General features: G+C 71.6%; 12 protein-coding genes. 8 read left to right on the top strand and 4 right to left on the bottom strand.

The window, feature by feature from the left end; all coding sequences use genetic code 11:
* The gene (locus ABD907_RS18795; protein WP_345218395.1) at positions 1-1,638 is read left to right on the top strand and encodes a fucose isomerase; all 1,638 of its coding nucleotides are present in this window, start codon (positions 1-3) and stop codon (positions 1,636-1,638) included.
* A gap of 103 nt (positions 1,639-1,741) precedes the next feature.
* On the opposite strand, the gene ABD907_RS18790 is transcribed toward ABD907_RS18795, so the two are convergent.
* Positions 1,742-2,776, bottom strand: a complete 1,035-nt coding sequence (locus ABD907_RS18790) for a DNA-3-methyladenine glycosylase family protein (RefSeq protein ID WP_345218393.1) — start codon at positions 2,774-2,776, stop codon at positions 1,742-1,744.
* On the opposite strand from ABD907_RS18790, the gene ABD907_RS18785 reads away from it, so the two are divergent.
* Positions 2,747-4,294, top strand: coding sequence for an ATP-dependent DNA ligase (locus ABD907_RS18785; protein WP_345218391.1), 1,548 nt, complete (start codon positions 2,747-2,749; stop codon positions 4,292-4,294). The genes ABD907_RS18790 and ABD907_RS18785 overlap by 30 nt on opposite strands.
* 97 nt (positions 4,295-4,391) lie before the next feature.
* On the opposite strand, the gene ABD907_RS18780 is transcribed toward ABD907_RS18785, so the two are convergent.
* Positions 4,392-5,066, bottom strand: a complete 675-nt coding sequence (locus ABD907_RS18780; protein ID WP_345218390.1) for a class E sortase — start codon at positions 5,064-5,066, stop codon at positions 4,392-4,394.
* 205 nt (positions 5,067-5,271) lie between these two features.
* Between ABD907_RS18780 and ABD907_RS18775 the strand changes: the two genes are divergently transcribed.
* From ABD907_RS18775 to ABD907_RS18765, 3 genes are all read left to right on the top strand, one after another.
* On the top strand, positions 5,272-8,316 hold the full coding sequence (locus ABD907_RS18775; RefSeq protein WP_345218387.1) for an alpha-mannosidase: 3,045 nt from the start codon (positions 5,272-5,274) through the stop codon (positions 8,314-8,316).
* A 263-nt stretch (positions 8,317-8,579) separates the two neighbouring features.
* Complete coding sequence (locus ABD907_RS18770) at positions 8,580-9,602, top strand: LacI family DNA-binding transcriptional regulator (RefSeq protein ID WP_486334138.1); 1,023 nt, start codon at positions 8,580-8,582, stop codon at positions 9,600-9,602.
* Positions 9,603-9,738: 136 nt separating this feature from the next.
* A complete protein-coding gene (locus ABD907_RS18765; RefSeq protein ID WP_345218382.1) occupies positions 9,739-12,930 on the top strand; it encodes a DEAD/DEAH box helicase in 3,192 nt (1,063 codons plus the stop codon).
* 30 nt (positions 12,931-12,960) lie between these two features.
* Here the strand turns inward: ABD907_RS18765 and ABD907_RS18760 are convergent, their stop codons facing one another.
* Complete coding sequence (locus ABD907_RS18760) at positions 12,961-13,380, bottom strand: PPOX class F420-dependent oxidoreductase (protein ID WP_345218380.1); 420 nt, start codon at positions 13,378-13,380, stop codon at positions 12,961-12,963.
* A gap of 125 nt (positions 13,381-13,505) precedes the next feature.
* Between ABD907_RS18760 and ABD907_RS18755 the strand changes: the two genes are divergently transcribed.
* Together ABD907_RS18755 and ABD907_RS18750 are read left to right on the top strand one after the other, a co-directional pair.
* The gene (locus ABD907_RS18755; RefSeq protein ID WP_345218378.1) at positions 13,506-14,711 is read left to right on the top strand and encodes an MFS transporter; all 1,206 of its coding nucleotides are present in this window, start codon (positions 13,506-13,508) and stop codon (positions 14,709-14,711) included.
* 72 nt (positions 14,712-14,783) lie between these two features.
* The gene (locus ABD907_RS18750) at positions 14,784-15,785 is read left to right on the top strand and encodes a formylglycine-generating enzyme family protein (protein ID WP_345218376.1); all 1,002 of its coding nucleotides are present in this window, start codon (positions 14,784-14,786) and stop codon (positions 15,783-15,785) included.
* Positions 15,786-15,840: 55 nt separating this feature from the next.
* Here ABD907_RS18750 and ABD907_RS18745 read toward each other — a convergent pair whose 3' ends face one another.
* Positions 15,841-16,752 carry a helix-turn-helix domain-containing protein gene (locus ABD907_RS18745; protein WP_345218374.1) on the bottom strand — a complete coding sequence of 304 codons (912 nt, stop codon included), beginning with the start codon at positions 16,750-16,752 and terminating at the stop codon, positions 15,841-15,843.
* A gap of 92 nt (positions 16,753-16,844) precedes the next feature.
* Between ABD907_RS18745 and melA the strand changes: the two genes are divergently transcribed.
* Positions 16,845-18,287, top strand: a complete 1,443-nt coding sequence (melA, locus tag ABD907_RS18740) for an alpha-galactosidase (protein WP_345218372.1) — start codon at positions 16,845-16,847, stop codon at positions 18,285-18,287.
* Positions 18,288-18,406: the final 119 nt, after the last annotated feature.

The following is an 18,406-nucleotide window of genomic DNA, read 5'->3' as shown; positions in this document are numbered from 1 at the left end:
ATGAACCCATATGCCATGCCCACGCCCGTCGCACCGCGAACGGCACCGCCCCGGACCGCCTACCTGATCACCAGCGGCGACTTGCGCGAGTCGGCGAACGTCGCCGCCTGGCCCCTGCAGGTCGAGCTCGAGCGGCTCGTCACCGAGCAGGTCCGCGAGGCCGGCTGGGACGTCGTGCGCGGCTTCGAGCCCGACACGGCCGCCGGCCACGGCTTCATCTCGAACCAGCGCATAGGCCTCGAGGTGTTCCGCGACCTCCCGATCGACGCGCCGCTGATCGTCGCGATCGCGAACTGGCAGTACAGCCACCACGTCCTGGCGGGCCTGCGCTCCCACACCGGCCCGATTCTCACCGTCGCGAACTTCGAGCCCGCCTGGCCGGGACTCGTGGGCCTGCTCGGCCTCAACGGCTCGCTGACCAAGGCCGGCATCCGGTACTCGAGCCTCTGGACGGTCGACGGCACCGACGCCTGGTTCGGCAACAACCTTCGGCGCTGGCTCGAGACCGGCGAGATCACCCACGACGAGTCGCACGTCCGAGACCTTCCGGAGCTCCCCGGGACGGCGGAGACGGAGCTCGGACGGGCACTGGCCGACCAGCTGCTCACCGAGAAGGCGATCATCGGCGTCTTCGACGAGGGCTGCATGGGCATGTACAACGCCATCTTCGACGACGAGCTGCTCAACCAGCTCGGCATCTACAAGGAGCGGCTCTCGCAGTCCGAGCTCTGGGCGCAGATGCAGACCGTCAGCGACGAAGAGGCCGACGCGATCGGCCGGTGGCTCACGGACGCCGGCATGGCATTCCGCCTAGGTTCCGACCCGACGACGGAGCTGACCGAGGACCAGCTGCGCTGGCAGTACAAGATGTACATCGCGGCGCTGCGCATCAGCGACGACTTCGGCCTCGACGCCGTCGGCATCCAGTACCAGCAGGGCCTGAAGAACATCTGCCCGGCCTCGGACCTGCCCGAGGGACTGCTCAACAACGTTCAGCGACCCCCGGTGACCAGCCGCGACGGCTCCCGCGTCCTCTACGAGGGCAAGCCCCTCCCCCACTTCAACGAGGTGGACGAGGGTGTCGCCGTCGACGCGCTGGTGACCAACCGCGTCTGGACCGCGATGGATCTCGACCCCGCCACCACCCTGCACGACGTGCGCTGGGGCGAGGAGTACGACGGCCGCTACGTCTGGGTCTACGAGATCTCCGGCTCCGTCCCGGCGTCCCACCTCATCGGCGGGTACGCCGGCGCCGAGGGCTGGCGCCAGGGCCACGTCTTCTTCCCCGCCGGCGGCGCCACCATCAATGGTGTCTCCCGTCCGGGTGAGATCGTCTGGTCCCGCGTCTACATCGCGGACGGCGTGCTGCACGTCGACATCGGTCGCGGCAGCGTCGTCGAGCTGCCCGAGGAGGAGACCCGCCGACGCAAGGAGGCGACGAACCCCGAGTGGCCCATCGCCCACGTCGTGCTCCACGGTGTCACGCGCGACCAGTTCATGGGCCGGCACAAGGCCAACCACGCGCAGATGGTCTACGCGCCCGACGGCGAGACGGCCGACAAGGCCCTGGAGGCCAAGGCTGCGCTCTTCGAGCGCCTCGGCGTCCGGGTGCACCTGTGCGGCGACGTGGCCCTGTGAGGCGCGTCCTCTGAGCCCGCACACGGTGCCGATCAAGCCCTGATCGGCCATCCGCCCCGGTCGGGAGTCAGAGCTTGCTCGGCGGGCGTGGACGGATGAGGCGTCAGCCGGTGGGCAGGTGGCTGCGCGTCGGCATCCGGGGCCCGCGGCGCGGCTGGCGTATGCCCGCCACCTCGACGAGGCGCTGCACGCGGTACCGGTGGGGACGGAAGGGTTCGAGCAGCTCGGCCAGCCCGGCGTCGTCGACGTCGTAGCGGCCGGTCAGCGCCCAGCCGACGTCGCGGGCGACGTTGTAGTCACCGAAGCTGACCGCGTCCGCGTCCGCGTGTGTGCGCATCCGCACCTCTGCGGACGTCCACGTCCCGATCCCGGGCAAGGACTGGAGCCGCCGGTCGGCCTCCGCCGATTCGACGGCGGCCGCCCGCTCGAGCGAGGGCGCCACCTTCGCCGCACCGACCACCGCCCGCCAGCGGGCGGGCGTGATGCCGAGACGGAGCCACTCGTAGGACGGGATGCGGGCCATCGTCGCGGGTGCCGGCGGGAGCCACAGCTTCAGGTCGACACCCGGCCCCGGCGCGCGTTCGCCGAAGAAGCGGACCAGGCGCCGGTAGCCGGCGAAGGCCTCGGAACCGGTGACTTTCTGCTCGATGATCGCCGGCACGAGGGAGTCGATGATCAGCCCCGTGCGGGGCAGCCGCAGATCCGGGAAACGACGGGCCAGCTCCGCGACCGCCGGGTGCCGATCGGCGTCGAACCCCGACGTGTCGTCCTCTGCGCCCAGCAGCGCGGGTGCCGCACCGACCGCCCAGTCCGCGCCCTCGCCCCAAGCGCTGGCCCGGACCTCCTGGCCGAGGTCGAGGCGCAGGGTGGCCGGGCCGTCGGGCGTCCGCAGCGCCCGCCACCACACACCCGCGCCGCGACGGGAGGTGGGGTCGGCAGGGCCGTGGGTCAGGGACGCGAGGGTCGGTCCGGGCCGAAGCGGCCAGTCGGGCGCCCAGGCGCGCTCGGCGTCCGGCCGGTCGGTGGACTGCACCCGTTCAGCGTAGGCACGCGCGCCCACGTCGGCGGCACGCGCGCCCACGTCGGCGGCACGTGCCAGGATCGACGTGTGCTCCTCGCCGATCTCGTCGAGACCCACGCCGCACTGGCGGCGACCCGCTCCCGCCTGCGCAAGCGCGAGCTTCTCGCCGCGGCGCTGCGCGAGGCGGCCGCGGGCGAGCCGACCGAGGTCGAGGTGGTGGCCTCCTTCCTCTCCGGGCGTCCGCGGCAGCGGCGGACCGGCCTGGGTTGGCGCAGCCTCGCCCAGCTTCCCGAGCCGGCCAGCTCCCCCGCCCTGACGCCCACGGACGTGGACGCCTCGCTCGAGAAGCTCGGCGCGCTGGCCGGCGCGGGTTCCCACGCCGCCCGCGCCTCCGCCGTCGGGCGGCTGTTCTCGGCGGCGACGGCGGACGAGCAGCAGTTCCTGCGCGCGCTGATCCTCGGCGAGCTGCGGCAGGGTGCGCTGGACTCGCTGCTGCTCGACGCGATCGCCGCCGCGGCCGACGTGCCACTGAAGGCTGTCCGGCGCGCGGCCATGTTCAGCGCCCTGTCCGGGCCGATCGCCCGGGCGGCGCTGTCCGGCGGCGCCGCGGAGCTGGAGTCGTTCCGGCTGCAGGTGGGCCGGCCGGTGCGTCCGATGCTGGCCTCCTCGGCGCCGGACGTGGCGGCCGCGATGGACAAGCTGGGTGACGAGCGGGTCGCGGCGGACGCCAAGATCGACGGCATCCGGGTGCAGGTCCATCGCAAGGGCCGGGAAGTGACGGTCTTCACCCGTTCCCTCGACGACATCACCGACCGCGTCCCGGAGGTCGTCGAGGCGGCCCAGAGCCTGGCGAGCGACGCCGTCGTGCTCGACGGTGAGGCCGTCGCGCTCGACGCCGACGAACGCCCGCGCCCCTTCCAGGAGACGGGCTCACGGACGATGAGCCGCGACGGTGCCGCACTGCGCGAGCAGGTGCCGCTGACGGTGTTCTTCTTCGACGTCCTGCACCTCGACGGGACCGACCTCATCGACGCCCCGGCCGCCGAACGGTTCGCCGCACTCGATCGGGTGGTGCCCGAGGAGTCGCGGGTGCTCCGCCGGGTCACCGGCGAAACCCAGGAGGTCCAGGACTTCTTCACCGAGCTCGTCGCCGGCGGGCACGAAGGGCTCGTCCTGAAGGACCTTGGCGCGCCCTACGACGCCGGCCGCCGCGGCTCCGCATGGGTGAAGGTCAAACCGCGCCATACGCTCGACCTCGTCGTGCTCGCGGTCGAGTGGGGCAGCGGGCGGCGGCAGGGGTGGTTGTCCAACATCCACCTCGGAGCACGCGACGGCGACGGCTTCGTGATGCTCGGAAAGACGTTCAAGGGGATGACCGACGAGACGCTCCAGTGGCAGACCGAGCGGTTCCTGGAGCTGGAGACCACCCGCGACGGCCACGTGGTCCACGTCCGTCCCGAGCAGGTCGTCGAGATCGCGTTCGACGGCGTGCAGCGCTCCACGCGTTACCCGGGCGGGATGGCGCTGCGGTTCGCGCGGGTGCTGCGCTACCGCGACGACAAGACTCCGGCCGAGGCGGACACCGTCGAGACGGTGCGGGAGCTGGGGCGAGTCACCGGCGAGGCGGCGGGGTAGCGACCGAGCACCGGTCGGCGCCGCCAGCTGCCGGTGCGGTCGCGACGCGACCCCAGCCGGCGGCAAGGGCTCGGCGCGCGGACGAGCGAGGTGTGCGTCAGGCCGCCTTGAAGTCCTCCAGCTCGGCGTAGGTGACCCAGCGCTGCGCCGTCGAACCGAGCGGGTGGCAGGCGACGAGGGTCATCAGACGGCCCACGGCGGGTCCTTCGGGGTTGTGCGGGTCCTCCTCGACGACGCGCACCTGATCGGGCGTGACGATCTCGTACTCGCTCACCACGTACGTGTACTTGCCCTGGTCGGTCGTCACGACGATCTCGTCGCCGACCTCGAGCTCGTTGATGCGGTACAGCGGCCGGGAGTGCAGGGTGCGGTGCCCGGCCATCGCGAAGTTGCCCATCTCGCCGGGCATCTCGCTGGACGGGAACCGACCGAGGCCGAGGTTGTCGAGCACGTGGTCGGTGATGCCCTCGCTGATGGGGTACTCCTCGTCGCCCCAGCTGGGCACCCGCATCGTCGCGAAGGTCTCGCCCTCGGGCACCTCGTCCGGGACGATGACATCCTCGAGCGACTCGGCGGCCTCGGCGGAGGCGTCGTCACCCTTGTAGGGCACGTCCTCGGTGACCACGGGCTTGTCGACGGCTGCGTAGGCCCGCGGCGCCGCCTCGGGCTGGAGCGCGACGGCGGCGGCTCCTCCCCCGGCCGCGAGCACGAGGGCGACAAGGACGGCGATGAGGACTCTGGAGCGAGACTTGCCCTCGCCGGTGCTGCTCATGGCTCTCCCCCGGTGATGTGCGCGTGGGTCAACTATGACCCCAGCACAGGTCGGCTCGCCAGATCTGCAGGTGAAATCTCGGTGACCGCCGCGCGTACGAGAGCCGACGGACGAATCGATGTGCCTGCGAACACCGCTGCGTGCAGGGGCCCGCGTAGGCTCGTCCGCGGCCGTCTCTGTCGAACGAAGCGGATCTTTGGTTCTCATGCACGACGATGTCTCCCTGACCACCGAACGGGCCCGGCGGGTACTCACCGAGCGGGTCTGGCCCGCGATCCATTCCGAGTCGGCGCCCCTCGAGGTCTCCTGGCACGAGCTGCCCGGCGAGCCCATCGCGCCCTCCGAGGGGCTCGCCCTGGACTACACCCCGTACGAGGTGGGCACCCCGTGGGGCGCCGCCTGGGCCACGACATGGTTCCGGTTGCGTGGCACCGTCCCCGCGCAGTGGGCGGGGCGCGAGGTCGAGGCGGTCATCGACCTCGGGTTCGACAAGGACCGGCCCGGCTTCCAGTGCGAGGGCCTCGTCTACCGCGGCGACGGCAGCCCGGTGAAGTCGGTGAACCCGCGCAACCAGGTCGTGCCGCTCACGCAGTCCGCCAGCGGCGGCGAGGAGATCGAGCTCTACGTCGAGGGCGCTGCCAACCCTGTGATCCTCGACGCCCACCCCTTCCTGCCGACGGAGCAGGGTGACATCCAGACGTCCTCGGCGCGCAAGCTGTACGAGACGCGCCGGCTGGACCTGGCCGTTCTCGAGCGCGAGGTCCACGACCTCGCGCTCGACGTCCAGGTGTTGCTCGAGCTGCAGGCCGAGCTGCCGGCCGGGCCACGCCGGATGCGGATCCTGCAGGCGCTCGACGATGCCCTCGACGTCCTCGACCTCCAGCGCATCCCCGAGACGGCCGCCGACGCCCGCGCGCAGCTCGCCGACGTGCTCGCGAGTCCGGCCGAGCCGAGCGCCCACGTCATCTCGGCCGTCGGGCACGCGCACATCGACTCCGCGTGGTTGTGGCCGCTGCGGGAGACCATCCGCAAGGTGGCCAGGACGACGGCGTCCATGGCCGAGCTCATCGAGGGCACCGAGGATTTCGTGTACGGCATGTCCTCCGCCCAGCAGTACGCCTGGGTCAAGGAGCACCGCCCGGAGGTGTACGCCCGGATCAAGGAGGCCGTCGCCGCCGGACGCTTCCTGCCGCTCGGCGGCATGTGGGTCGAGTCCGACACCGTCATGCCGGCCGGCGAGGCACTGGTCCGCCAGTTCTCGCAGGGGCAGCGGTTCTTCGAGCGCGAGTTCGGGATCCGCTCCCACGGCGTGTGGCTGCCGGACAGCTTCGGCTACTCCCCGTCGCTGCCACAGCTGATCCGGCGCTCCGGTTTCGACTGGTTCTTCACCCAGAAGATCTCCTGGAACCAGGTCAACGTCTTCCCGCACCACACCTTCGAGTGGGAGGGCATCGACGGCTCCCGCGTGTTCACCCACTTCCCGCCGATGGACACGTACAACTCCGAGCTCTCCGGCGAGGAGGTCGCGCTGGCCTCCCGGCAGTTCCGCGAGTCGCGGCACGCCACCGGCTCCATCGCGCCGGTCGGGCACGGCGACGGCGGAGGCGGCACCACCCGCGAGATGGTCGGCAGGGCGAAGCGTCTCGCCGACCTCGAGGGCAGCGCGCAGGTTCGCTGGGAGCACCCCGACGAGTTCTTCGCCCGCGCCCGGCGCGAGCTGGAGACGCCACCGGTGTGGGTCGGCGAGCTCTACCTCGAGCTGCACCGCGCGACCCTGACCTCACAGCACAAGACCAAGCAGGGCAACCGCCGCAGCGAGCACCTGCTGATCGAGGCGGAGGTGTGGGCGGCGACCGCCGCGGCGCGCTCCACGGCGGACCGGCCCTTCGCCTATCCCTACGACGAGCTGGACGAGCTGTGGCAGCGGGTGCTGCTGCACCAGTTCCACGACATCCTGCCCGGCACGTCGATCGCGTGGGTGCACCGCGAGGCGGCGGCCGCGTACGAGGAGATCCGCTCGGGCGCCGAGGCCGTCATCGACCGCGCGCTGGGGGCGCTCGTCGGTACTGGTGACAGCTCCGTCGTCGTCAATCCGGCCACCGCGGCACGTGCCGGGGTGCCGCCGCTCGGCGCCGCCGTCGCCGGCGACCTCCCGACGGCGGAGCGGACCGGTCTGCACGAGACCGACACCGGATACGTGCTGGAGAACGACCTGGTCACCGTGACACTCTCCCGGGAAGGCCACGTCACCTCCGCCGTCGACAAGGCGTCCGGGCGCGACGCCGTCGCGCCCGGACGCGAGGCCGGGGTCCTGCAGCTGCACCAGGACTTCCCGAACAAGTGGGACGCCTGGGACGTCGACCGGTTCTACCAGAACAGTGTCACCGACCTGCGCGACGTCACGTCGATCTCCGCAGCGGAGCAGGACGACGGCGCCGCCGCCGTCACCGTCGAGCGCACCTTCGGCGGCTCCTCCGTCCGGCAGGTCATCTCCCTCGAGCCGGGCAGCCGAACCCTGCGGTTCGCCCAGACCACCGACTGGCACGAGACGGAGAAGTTCCTCAAGGTCGCCTTCCCGCTCGACGTGCGCGCCGAGCACACGGCCGCCGAGACCCAGTTCGGCTACCACAAGCGGGTCACCCACACGAACACCAGCTGGGAGGCCGCGAAGTTCGAGACGTCCATGCACCGGTTCGTCCTGGCCGAGGAGCCCGGCTTCGGCGCCGCCCTGGTCAACGACTCGGTGTACGGCTACGACGTGACTCGCACGGTCGGCGACGACGGTGCCGCCCCACAGGTGACCACCACGCTGCGGCTGTCGCTGCTGCGCGCGCCGCGCTTCCCCGACCCGGAGACCGACCAGGGCGCGCAGACCCACGTCTACGGGCTCGTCGTCGGGGCGGACGTGGCCGAGGCGACGGAGGCCGGCATCGCGATGAACCTGCCCGAGCGCACCGTGCGCGGCGACCACGGGTTCGACCCGCTTGTCACCGCGTCCGGCGAGGGCGTCGTCGTCTCCGGGGTCAAGCTCGCCGACGACCGGTCCGGTGACCTCGTCGTCCGGGTGTACGAGGGGCTCGGCCGGCGCGCCAAGGGCTCGGTGACGGTCGACGCGCCGGTCTCCCGGGCCCGCACCGTGAACCTCATCGAGGACGATCTCCAGCAGGACGCCGTCGAGCTCGACGGCGGCACCGCTGCGCTGGCACTGAGCCCGTTCGAGGTGCGCACGCTGCGGTTCACGCTCGCCTGACCCCGCCACCGCACCTTCGAAGGCCGACCCGGGCCCACTCCGGACGGCGAGGGCCGGAAATCTTGTCGCGCGACTCCCATTCCGCGACGGCGGCGTGCCCATCGGTGCCATCCTCGGAGGCATGCTTCTGGGAGACGAGGTGAGGACATCGCCGAGCACCTCACGATCCGCGCGCCCGGCCGCGCGGATCGGCCGCCTGGTGCCGCTCGAGGGCCCGGTCGAAGGCTGAGGGCGAGAAGCGGGGGGCGATGGGAACTCAGCGCGTGGGGCGGCCGACGATCACCGACATCGCCAAGCGGGTCGGTGTCTCCACCGCGGCGGTCTCGTTCGCCCTCAACGGCCGCCCAGGTGTCAGCGAGCACACCCGCAAGCGAATCCTCGAGGCCGTCGATGAGCTGAACTGGCACCCGAACCGGGCCGCTCGCGCGCTCAGCGGCAAGCTCGCGGACACGGTCGGGCTCGTGGTGGCCAGACCAGCGCGGACCATCAGCATCGAGCCGTTCTTCGCCCAGCTCCTCTCCGGCCTGCAGGCGCGCCTGTCCGCTGACATGGTGGCCCTGCAGCTGCTGGTCGTCGAGGACATGGCGGCCGAGATCGCCACCTACCGGCGATGGGCGGCCGAAGGGCGTGTCGACGGCTTGGTCCTCCTCGACCTGGAGGTCGACGATCCGCGACCGGAGATCGTTGCCGCCCTCGGCCCGCCGGCGGTGCTGGTCGGCGGCGCCGGTAGCCCCCAGCCGCTCCCTGCTGTGTCCACCGACGACTTCGACGCGATGCTGCAGATCATCGAGCACCTCGTCGGGCTCGGTCACCGCAGGGTGGGACACGTCGGCGGGATCCGAGACTTCGTGCACTCGGCACAACGCGTGGCCGCCCTGGAGGCCGCGGCGCGCGACCACGACCTGGACATCACCAGCATCCCGACGGACTTCTCTCATCAGGAGGCCGCGGCCGCCACCACACACCTGGTCCGGCAGCCCGACCCGCCGACCGCGATCGTCTTCGACTCCGACATCGAGGCTCTGGCCGGTGTGGCCGCGCTCCGCGACGCCGGCATGTCGATCCCCGACGACGTCTCGGTCGCCTCGTTCGACGACTCCGAGCTGGCTCGCCTCGTCGCACCGCCGCTGACCGCGATGACGCGCGACGCCTTCGCGCTGGGCGGGTTGGTCGCTGAGGTGCTGGTCGCCCGGATACGCGGCGCACAGGTGGACGACGTGGTGCGGGCCCCGGCGTCCGTCCTGACACCGCGAGCGAGCACCGGGCCGGTCCCCGCGTCATCGTGACGCACGCCTGGGTCGTGCAGTCCGTGCACGACGCGCGGTGCAAGCTGCCCTGACATCCACAGGGTGCGGCGGTGGCCGACGGCGGTCCCCAGCCTGAGAACCGGTGTCGGACCGACGTGCCACGATTGCTTCCGTCATGAACGTACTCGCGGCACTCACCGACGACCTGCTGGCCCACCACTTCGGGCCCAGGACGCTCGCCCGCGCACGCGGCTACGTCGACCGCCTGCACGGCCGGCCGTCGGTGAAGGATCTGACGAACGACGCCGTGACCGTCACGGCGTCGGTCCGCGGCACGGAGCCCGCGCCGTACCAGGTCGAGTTCCATGCCGACGTCGGCGAGCCGGGCAACGGCACGTCGCTCGACGGCGGATGGGTCGCCAGCGTCTGCAGCTGCCCGGTCGGCAGCCTGTGCAAGCACGGCGCCGCCGTCGCCCTGGTCCTGCGGCAGACCTTCGTGGGAACCAGCAGCGTGCCGGCATGGCAGCGCCAGCTCGACGCCCTCACCGGTGAGCTGGCGAGCCAGAACCAGCCCGTGGCGACCGACGAGCTCGCGCTGCAGTTCTCGGTCAGGCCGCCGTCGCGCTACAGCTACTCGGACGCCCCGAGCTTCGGCCTGCAGCCCGTACGCCGCGGTGCCAAGCGGAAATGGATCAAGACGGGCGCCGGCTGGTCCGACCTGCCGACCGCCATCGCGCAACGCCGGATCCACCCCGGCCAGGTCGACGCGCTCGAGGCGCTGTACCTGGCGTTCGACGCCCACGGCTACGGGATCGCCGGGAATCGGGCAGCGCCACTGCAGAGCTTCGGCCACCACCTTCCTCGCCTGCTGCGGGACGCCGAGCAGGCCGGCATCGAGTTCCTCACGACGGGCGCGCTGCGCTCGGTCACTGTCCGCGAGGAGCCGTTGACGCTCGCCGCCGACGCCACGTCGCGAGGTGCGACCACCCGGCTCGAGCTCGGCGTCGCGGTCGACGGCGAGGTCTGGCAGGGCGAGCGCCTGGTCCTGCTCGGCGGGCCCCGCCCCAGGACCGTGGCGCTGCTCGACGACGGGCACCTCCAGATCGCAGCCCTCGCAGCCCCGGTCCCGTCGTCCGCGCTGCGCCTGGTCGAGGGCGGCCCGATCGAGGTGCCCGCCGGTGATCTCGACGCGTTCCGCGACCGCCTCGCCGGACTGGTCCAGCACGTCGACGTCCGATCGCCGGACGGTTCGGTCGACGTGCCCCAACCGCTGCGCCCGATCCTGCGGGTCACCGTCACCTGGCGCAGCGCCACGGCGGCGGAGCTCGAGTGGAGCTGGTGCTACGGCGAGTCGCGGCACTGCACGCTGGACAGCGACGACAGCCTCGGCGGGGTGCGGGACCACACTGCCGAGTCGGTGATCGTCTCCTCCGTGCCGGCAGACGTCCGTGGCCGCGCCGTTGCCGCCGACGGCGACGCCCTCACCCTGGCGATCCACGACCTGCCGTACCTGCGCGAGCTGGACGACGTCGAGGTCACCGAGCGGCACCGGCCCGACTTCCGTGCGGCGACCGAGGCGCCCGAGGTGACCTTCGACGTCGTCGAGGCCTCCGAACCCACCGGGGACGACCCGGACTTCACCGACTGGCTCGACCTCGGCGTGACCATCACGGTCGCCGGTGAGTCGATCCCGCTCCCCCAGGTGCTCGCCGCCCTCACCCTCGGCGACGACTTCCTCGTGCTGCCGAGCGGGCTGTACCTGCCCACCGACATCCCCGAGCTCACCGACGTGCGCGAGGTGGTCGAGGCCGCCTCCCAGCTGCGCGAGCGCGACGGCGACCGGATCAGCGTCGGCAAGCACGATCTGGGCGTGTGGGCACAGCTGGCGGAGGTCGGCGTCGTCTCGCGGCAGGCGGCGCAGTGGGTGGAACGCGCGCAGGCGTTGCGCGACCTGACCGACATCCCACAGCCTGAGCCGGAGGGTCTGACCTGTGAGCTGCGCAGCTACCAGCTCGACGGCTTCTGGTGGCTCGCCTTCCTCTACGAGCACGGCCTCGGCGGCATCCTCGCCGACGACATGGGCCTGGGGAAGACGCTGCAGGTCCTCGCCCTGATCCAGCACGCACGCGGTCGGGGCACCGACGAGCCGTTCCTGGTGGTCGCGCCGACCAGCGTCGTCACCGCCTGGGAGCACGAGGCGAGCCGTCACGCGCCCAACCTGCGGGTCGGCGTGGTCCGCCGTCGTACCGACGACGTGGGCGCGATCGCCGCGAGCTCGGACGTCGTCCTCACCACCTACACCCTGCTGCGCCTCGACCAGGAGGCCTACGCCGCCGGCTCCTGGGCGGGGCTCGTCCTGGACGAGGCCCAGCAGGTGAAGAACCACCAGAGCAAGACCTACGCCGCCGCCCGCAAGATCGACGCGGAGTTCCGGCTCGCCGTCACCGGGACACCGTTCGAGAACCGGCTGATGGAGCTGTGGGCGTTGCTGTCGCTGACCGTGCCGGGCCTCTATCCCTGGCCGCGCCAGTTCACCGACCGCGTGGTCAAGCCGGTGGAGAAGGACGGCGACGAGGCGGTGCTACGCCGATTCCGGCAGCGCATCCGTCCGTTCATGCTGCGGCGCACCAAGGAGGTCGTCGCCAAGGACCTTCCGCCGAAGCAGGAGCAGATCCTCGACGTCACCCTCACGCCCAGGCACCGCAAGCTCTACGACGCCTGGCTGGCCAAGGAGCGCCAGCGGATCCTCGGACTCGTCGCCGACTTCGACCGCAACCGGATGGCGATCTTCAGCGCGCTCACCAAGCTGCGCCAGCTCGCGCTGGACCCCGCGCTGGTCGGCGAGGACAGCAAGGCCGGGTCGGCGAAGCTGGACCTCCTGCTCGAGCACGTGGCCGAGCTGACGGCCGAGGGACACCGGGCGCTCGTGTTCAGCCAGTTCACCTCGTATCTGGCGCGCGTGCGCGAAGGCCTCGAGGAGGCGGGCATCGCGTCGACGTATCTCGACGGCTCGACGCGCGACCGCGGCGCCGTGATCGAGGAGTTCCGTTCGGGCGCGGCGCCGGTGTTCCTCATCAGCCTCAAGGCGGGCGGCTCGGGACTGACCCTCACGGAGGCGGACTACGTCTTCGTCCTGGACCCGTGGTGGAACCCGGCCGCCGAGGCTCAGGCCGTCGACCGGGTGCACCGGATCGGCCAGCACAAGAACGTGCACGTCTACCGGCTCGTGGCCGCGGACACGATCGAGCAGAAGGTCATGCAGCTCAAGGCGCGCAAGGCCGAGCTGTTCGCGCAGGTGATCGACGGCGACGGCGCGGCCTCGACGGCGATCGACGCCAACGACATCCGTCAGCTCTTCGCGGAGTAGAGCAGGCCCTCAGGTCCCGGACGTCGGCGGCTACCGCAGCATGCCGTACGCACGGTCCGCCCGGATCCGCAGCGCCACCCGGCGCTCGCCGATCATCGCCCGGCGGAACGCGTCCCAGTCGGGGTGCTCGCCGCCGAGCGCGCGGTAGACCTCGACCAGCTCCTCGACCGTGTCGTCGTCCGGCGCGGCCGCGACGGGCGAGAGCTCGGCCGTCCCCTCGATGACGACGTAGGACCAGAAGGTCTCACCGTTGACGTGCAGGGCCGTCCACGGGTCACGCCGCAGGTTGTGGTACTTCGCCCGCTCGGCGGTGATCGAGATGTGGATGACGCCGTCGTCGTCCGTGTACTGCAGGACGTTGGACAGCTGGGGGCGGCCGCTGCGGCGGATCGTGGCCAGCGTGGCCTCGCTGCGCGCACGTGCCGCCTCGAGCGCCTGTGCGATCTCCATGCCGAGGCAAGTACCGTGCCGGCAGATCTATTCCGGAGGCCCTGAGACACCGTCCGGTCCTCGCACCGCCGGCGTAACGTGAGGCCGGCCGCCGGAGCGAGGCCGGCCGCGAGCGCAGGAGAGACATGACGACGGGGACATCCGAGCCGCTGTGGACCCGTGACTTCGTCCTCGCCACGATCGTCAACCTCAGCGCCTCGACGGTCTTCTACCTGCTGATGACGACCCTGGCGCGCTACGCGTCCGAGGAGTTCGGCGCCGGCGACAGTCTCGCCGGCCTGGCGGCGAGCATGTTCATCGTCGGGGCGATCTTCGCGCGCCTGCTCGGCGGGAACCTCATCGAGCTGGTCGGGCGGCGGCGGATGCTGGTCGCCGCGCAGGTGGTGTTCCTCGTCGCCTCGATCAGCTACCTGCCGACGACCTCCCTCCCGCTGCTCCTGATCGAGCGGTTCGTCCACGGCCTCGCCTTCGGGATCACCAGCACGGCCACCATCACGATCGCGCAGAGTCTCATCCCGCCGTTGCGGCGCGGCGAGGGGACCGGCTACTTCACGCTCAGCAACACCGTCGCGACGGCACTCGGCCCCTTCCTCGGTCTGACCCTGATCGACGTCTTCGGGTACCAGGGGCTGTTCTGGGGCGCGGTAGGGGTCTCCACCGTCGGCATCACCGTGGCGCTGGTGCTGCGGGTGCCGCCGGTCCACATCGCCTCCGAGGACCTCGCGAGGATGCGGCGGTTCCGGCCACGGGACCTCCTCTCGGCCGAGGTGCTGCCGATCGCCGTGTTCATGGGTGTCATCGCGACGGCGTACGCGGGCATCATCACCTTCCTCGACTCCTATGCCTCGTCGGCCGGCCTGAGCGCCGGAGCGGCCGCGTTCTTCCTCGTCTACGCGGGCGTGCTGTTCGTCTCCCGGCTCTTCGTCGGCCGCATCCAGGACCGTCGGGGCGACAACGTCGTGGTGTACCCGGCGATCCTCTCGCTCGCGCTGGGTCTCGCGGTCCTGTCCTTCGCGACCACGGACGCCATGGTCGTCGTCGCCGGCGCCCTCGTCGGGCTCGGTTTCGGCACGATCATCTCCTCGTGCCAGGCGATCGCCGTCGGCCTGACGGGTCCCGGGCGGCTCGGCGTCGCGGTCTCGAGCTTCTACTTCATGGTCGACGTCGGTACCGGTTTCGGCCCTGCTGGTCTCGGCGCGCTGGTCTCGGCGGTCGGCTACAGCGACATGTACCTCGTCCTGGCGTTCGTCGTCCTCGCCTCGTCCGGCCTCTACTTCCTGGTCCACGGACGCCGCGCACCCAGGTCGTCGGCCGGCCGCCGTCCGGCATGACGGCAGCGGCGCACCGTCCCGGCCGCGCGTGGTTTGATCGAACGAGACCCGTCCAGGCGAGGAGGAGCAACCATGCACGGTGAGCAGGAGACGCACGCGTGCTGCGCGCCGTCGTTCGAGCACGACGGCGCCGCCGCACCCGCCGCCGTCACGATCGAGACCGGCGTACGTCGGGCCGGGCGGCAGCCCGGCGACGGGCCGACCGACGACGCGAGCCGCCACACCGTCGAGCAGGTCGCCCTCCCGGGCGGCGTCTTCCGCATGGGCGACGCCCACGGCGACGGCCACCCAGGCGACGGGGAGGGCACGGTCCACGAGGTCGAGCTCGAGCCGTTCACCATCGACGCCACCTCGGTCACCAACGCCGACTTCGCCCGGTTCGTCGCGGACACGGGCTACCGCACCGAGGCCGAGCAGTTCGGGTTCTCGGCCGTCTTCCACCTGGCGCTGCAGGCCGACCGGAGGCAGGACGTCGTCGGCCGGCCCCCGGACGCACCGTGGTGGCTGGGCGTGCGAGAGGCCGGCTGGCGACGCCCGGGCGGGCGGCACTCGTCCGTCGAGGGCAAGGACGACCACCCCGTCGTGCACGTCAGCTGGAACGACGCCCAGGCCTACTGCGAGTGGGCGGGCCGACGGCTGCCGACCGAGGCCGAGTGGGAGTACGCCTCCCGCGGTGGGCTGACCTCAGCCCGCTATCCCTGGGGAGACGAGCTGGACGCCGACCACGGCTGGCGATGCAACATCTGGCAGGGACCCTTCCCGCGCTCGAACACCGAGGAGGACGGCTACCTCACGACGGCGCCCGTGCGCACCTACCGACCCAACGACTTCGGCCTGTGGCAGACCGTCGGAAACGTCTGGGAGTGGTGCGGTGACTGGTTCTCCCCGAACTACTACGACGAGTCCCCGAGGAAGGACCCGCAGGGCCCGGCCGAGGGAACGGCGCGGGTGATGCGCGGCGGCTCGTTCCTGTGCCACGACTCCTACTGCAACCGCTACCGCAACGCGGCGCGGTCCTCGAACACGCCGGACTCGTCCATGGTCAACGGCGGCTTCCGTACCGTGGCGGCCTGAGGGCCGCCGCGGCCGTCCGTCCCTTCACCGGCCCGAGGCCCCCCAGTGCTGCCCCTCAGCGCAGGCGCTTGCGGTAGGCGCCCGGTGAGCAGCCGCAGGTGCGTCTGAAGTGTTCGTAGAAGCTGCTCTGGGAGGCGAACCCGGCCTCGTGGGCCACCTCGCCAGTGGTCCGGGAGGTGGTGATGAGCAACCGCTGCGCCTCCGCCACCCGGCACCGTGTCAGGTACCCGCCCAACGTGATTCCCACCGTCTGCCGGAACAGCCCCATGGCGTAGGTCGGCGCGAGGTGCGCGGCGCGGGCGACGTCGAACGGCGCGATCGGGTCGCGGAAGTGGGCGGCCATGTACTGGGCCATCACGGCGACGTGCCGCACCCCCGTCGCCCGTTCGACGTCGTGCCCCTCGGCCTCCGGCTCGCGGCGGGGAGCCTCGACGGCGGCCGCTTCGCCCGGCCCGGCCGTCGCCGACTCGCGGTGGTGCTTCAGGGCCCGGCGCACGAAGGCCTGCGCCTCGAGCAGCGCGATCTCCGTGTGGTCACCGGTGAGCTCGTGGCGCCACGACTCGAACAGCGCCTCGGCGTCCCCCGGCACCGCGTCCACCGGCACGATCACCGGTGCCATGCGCAGGAGCGTGCACACGTCGTGGTCGGGCAGCGACCAGCTGAGGACGGTGCTCAGCGGGATGTGCACCCAGCACACGTCCCCGCTCCGCGGCTCGATCAGCCGGTGCGGCGTGGCCGCCCAGAACATGGCGATCTGTCCCGCGTGCACGCTGACGCGGGAGCCGCCGAACAGGTAGTCGAGCCGGCCGCGGAGCACGACGTTGATCTCGAGGTCGTCGTGGCGGTGCGGGCGCTCCATGGTCGGCGGGTCGCCGCGCCGGACCCACAGCGCGGAGTCGAGATCCTCCACGACGTCGGTGGGCGCATCGGTACGGGGCAGGGCGATGGAGGGCGCGTCGTCGAGCACACCGGCACCGTAACGGACGGACCTGAGGATCCTGGAATTGTGGCACCCGAACGCGGAGGTTCTGCCGGGTGCAGCGCTCCTAGCGTGGCCCTATGACGACGACGCATCCCAAGATCACCATCATCGGCGCCGGCGGGTTCGTGTTCCCCTTCCGCCTCATCGGGGACCTCGTGAGCTTCCCGGCGCTGCGCTCCGCCACCCTCTCCCTCATGGACATCGACGCCGGCCGGCTCGCGCGAGTGGCCGGCGCCACCCGCGAGCTCGTCACCCATCACGGGTTCGACACCGTCGTGGAGGAGACGACGGACCGCCGGCAGGCGCTGCAGGACGCGGACGTCGTCATCATCACCTTCCAGGTGGGCGGGGTCGAGTCCTACCGCCACGACGTCGAGATCCCGCGCCGCTACGGCGTCGACCAGACCGTCGGCGACACCGTCGGCCCCGGCGGCGTCTTCCGCTTCCTGCGCTCGGTCAACGCGTACGAGGCCATCGCCGCCGACGCGCGCGAGGTGTGCCCGGACGCGCAGGTCATCAACTACGCCAACCCGATGGCCATGGCGACCGCCTTCCTCAACGCCAAGGGCTTGCGCACCGTCGGGCTGTGCCACAGCGTCCAGGGCACCACCCGGATGCTCGCCCGCACCCTCGGCGTCCCGTACGACGAGGTCAGCTACAAGTGCGCCGGCATCAACCACCAGTCGTGGATCCTCGAGTTCCGCCACGGCACCGAGGACCTCTACCCGCGGCTGCGCGAGACCATGCGCGTCCGGCACCTGCCCGGGCAGGCCGCCGCCGGGCTCACCGTCGACGACGGCGACCACAGCGAGGCGGCCGAGGCCGCCAGCACCTACGAGGGCGGCAACGAGCAGGTGCGCACCACGATCATGGACGCGTTCGGCTACTTCCAGACCGAGTCCAGCCACCACGCCTCGGAGTACCTGCCGTACTTCCGCAAGAATCCGGAGCTCGTCACCGAGTACATCCCCGAGCGCTGGGACTACTACGAGATCTGCGCGAGCCACGACGAGAGCGGCGACGTGCATACGCAGCTCGCGAAGCTCAAGGACAACCTGGCGCCGTCCGTGGAGTACGGCGCGAGCATCGTCAACTCGATGGTGACCGGGAGGCCCTCGGTGATCTACGGCAACGTGCCGAACTCGCTCGGTTCTTCCAGCGGCTCCGGCGGTTCCAGCGGTTCCAGCGGGGCCGGCATCATCTCGAACCTGCCGTCGGACGCGTGCGTCGAGGTGCCCTGCCTGGTCGATCACAACGGCGTCCAGCCGACGGCCGTCGGAGACCTGCCACCGCAGCTCGCGGCGGTCAACCGGACCAACATCGGCGTGCAGACCCTCGCCGTGCAGGCTGCTCTCACGGGGAACCGGGAGAACGTCTACCACGCGGTCATGCTGGACCCGCTCACCAGCGCCCTGCTCACGGTCGAGCAGATCCGGCAGATGACCGACGAGCTCCTCGAGGCCCACGCCGAGCTGCTCCCGGAGGCGCTCAAGCCGGCGGCGCGCCCTGTGACCGTCTGACGCTCACCGGCTGACTGCCGGCGCTCGCCGGTGCCGGCGTTCGAACCTCGGTGCTCGATCGTCGGCACTCGACGAGTGGCCGCACCGACCCCCGGCCGCCGCGTCACACAGCAGCGCGG

This window comes from Georgenia halophila, assembly GCF_039541595.1.
Note: the sequence above shows the minus strand (reverse complement) of the source record. Positions and strands in the feature narration are given on the sequence as shown.

Excerpts from the sequence above, each read along its gene's own strand:
- ABD907_RS18795 (WP_345218395.1), top strand. The coding sequence starts at position 1 with ATGAACCCATATGCCATGCCCACGCCCGTCGCACCGCGAACGGCACCG.
- ABD907_RS18780 (WP_345218390.1), bottom strand. The coding sequence starts at position 5,066 with ATGAGCAGCACCGGCGAGGGCAAGTCTCGCTCCAGAGTCCTCATCGCC.
- ABD907_RS18775 (WP_345218387.1), top strand. The coding sequence starts at position 5,272 with ATGCACGACGATGTCTCCCTGACCACCGAACGGGCCCGGCGGGTACTC.
- ABD907_RS18765 (WP_345218382.1), top strand. The coding sequence starts at position 9,739 with ATGAACGTACTCGCGGCACTCACCGACGACCTGCTGGCCCACCACTTC.
- ABD907_RS18760 (WP_345218380.1), bottom strand. The coding sequence starts at position 13,380 with ATGGAGATCGCACAGGCGCTCGAGGCGGCACGTGCGCGCAGCGAGGCC.
- ABD907_RS18755 (WP_345218378.1), top strand. The coding sequence starts at position 13,506 with ATGACGACGGGGACATCCGAGCCGCTGTGGACCCGTGACTTCGTCCTC.
- ABD907_RS18750 (WP_345218376.1), top strand. The coding sequence starts at position 14,784 with ATGCACGGTGAGCAGGAGACGCACGCGTGCTGCGCGCCGTCGTTCGAG.
- melA (WP_345218372.1), top strand. The coding sequence starts at position 16,845 with ATGACGACGACGCATCCCAAGATCACCATCATCGGCGCCGGCGGGTTC.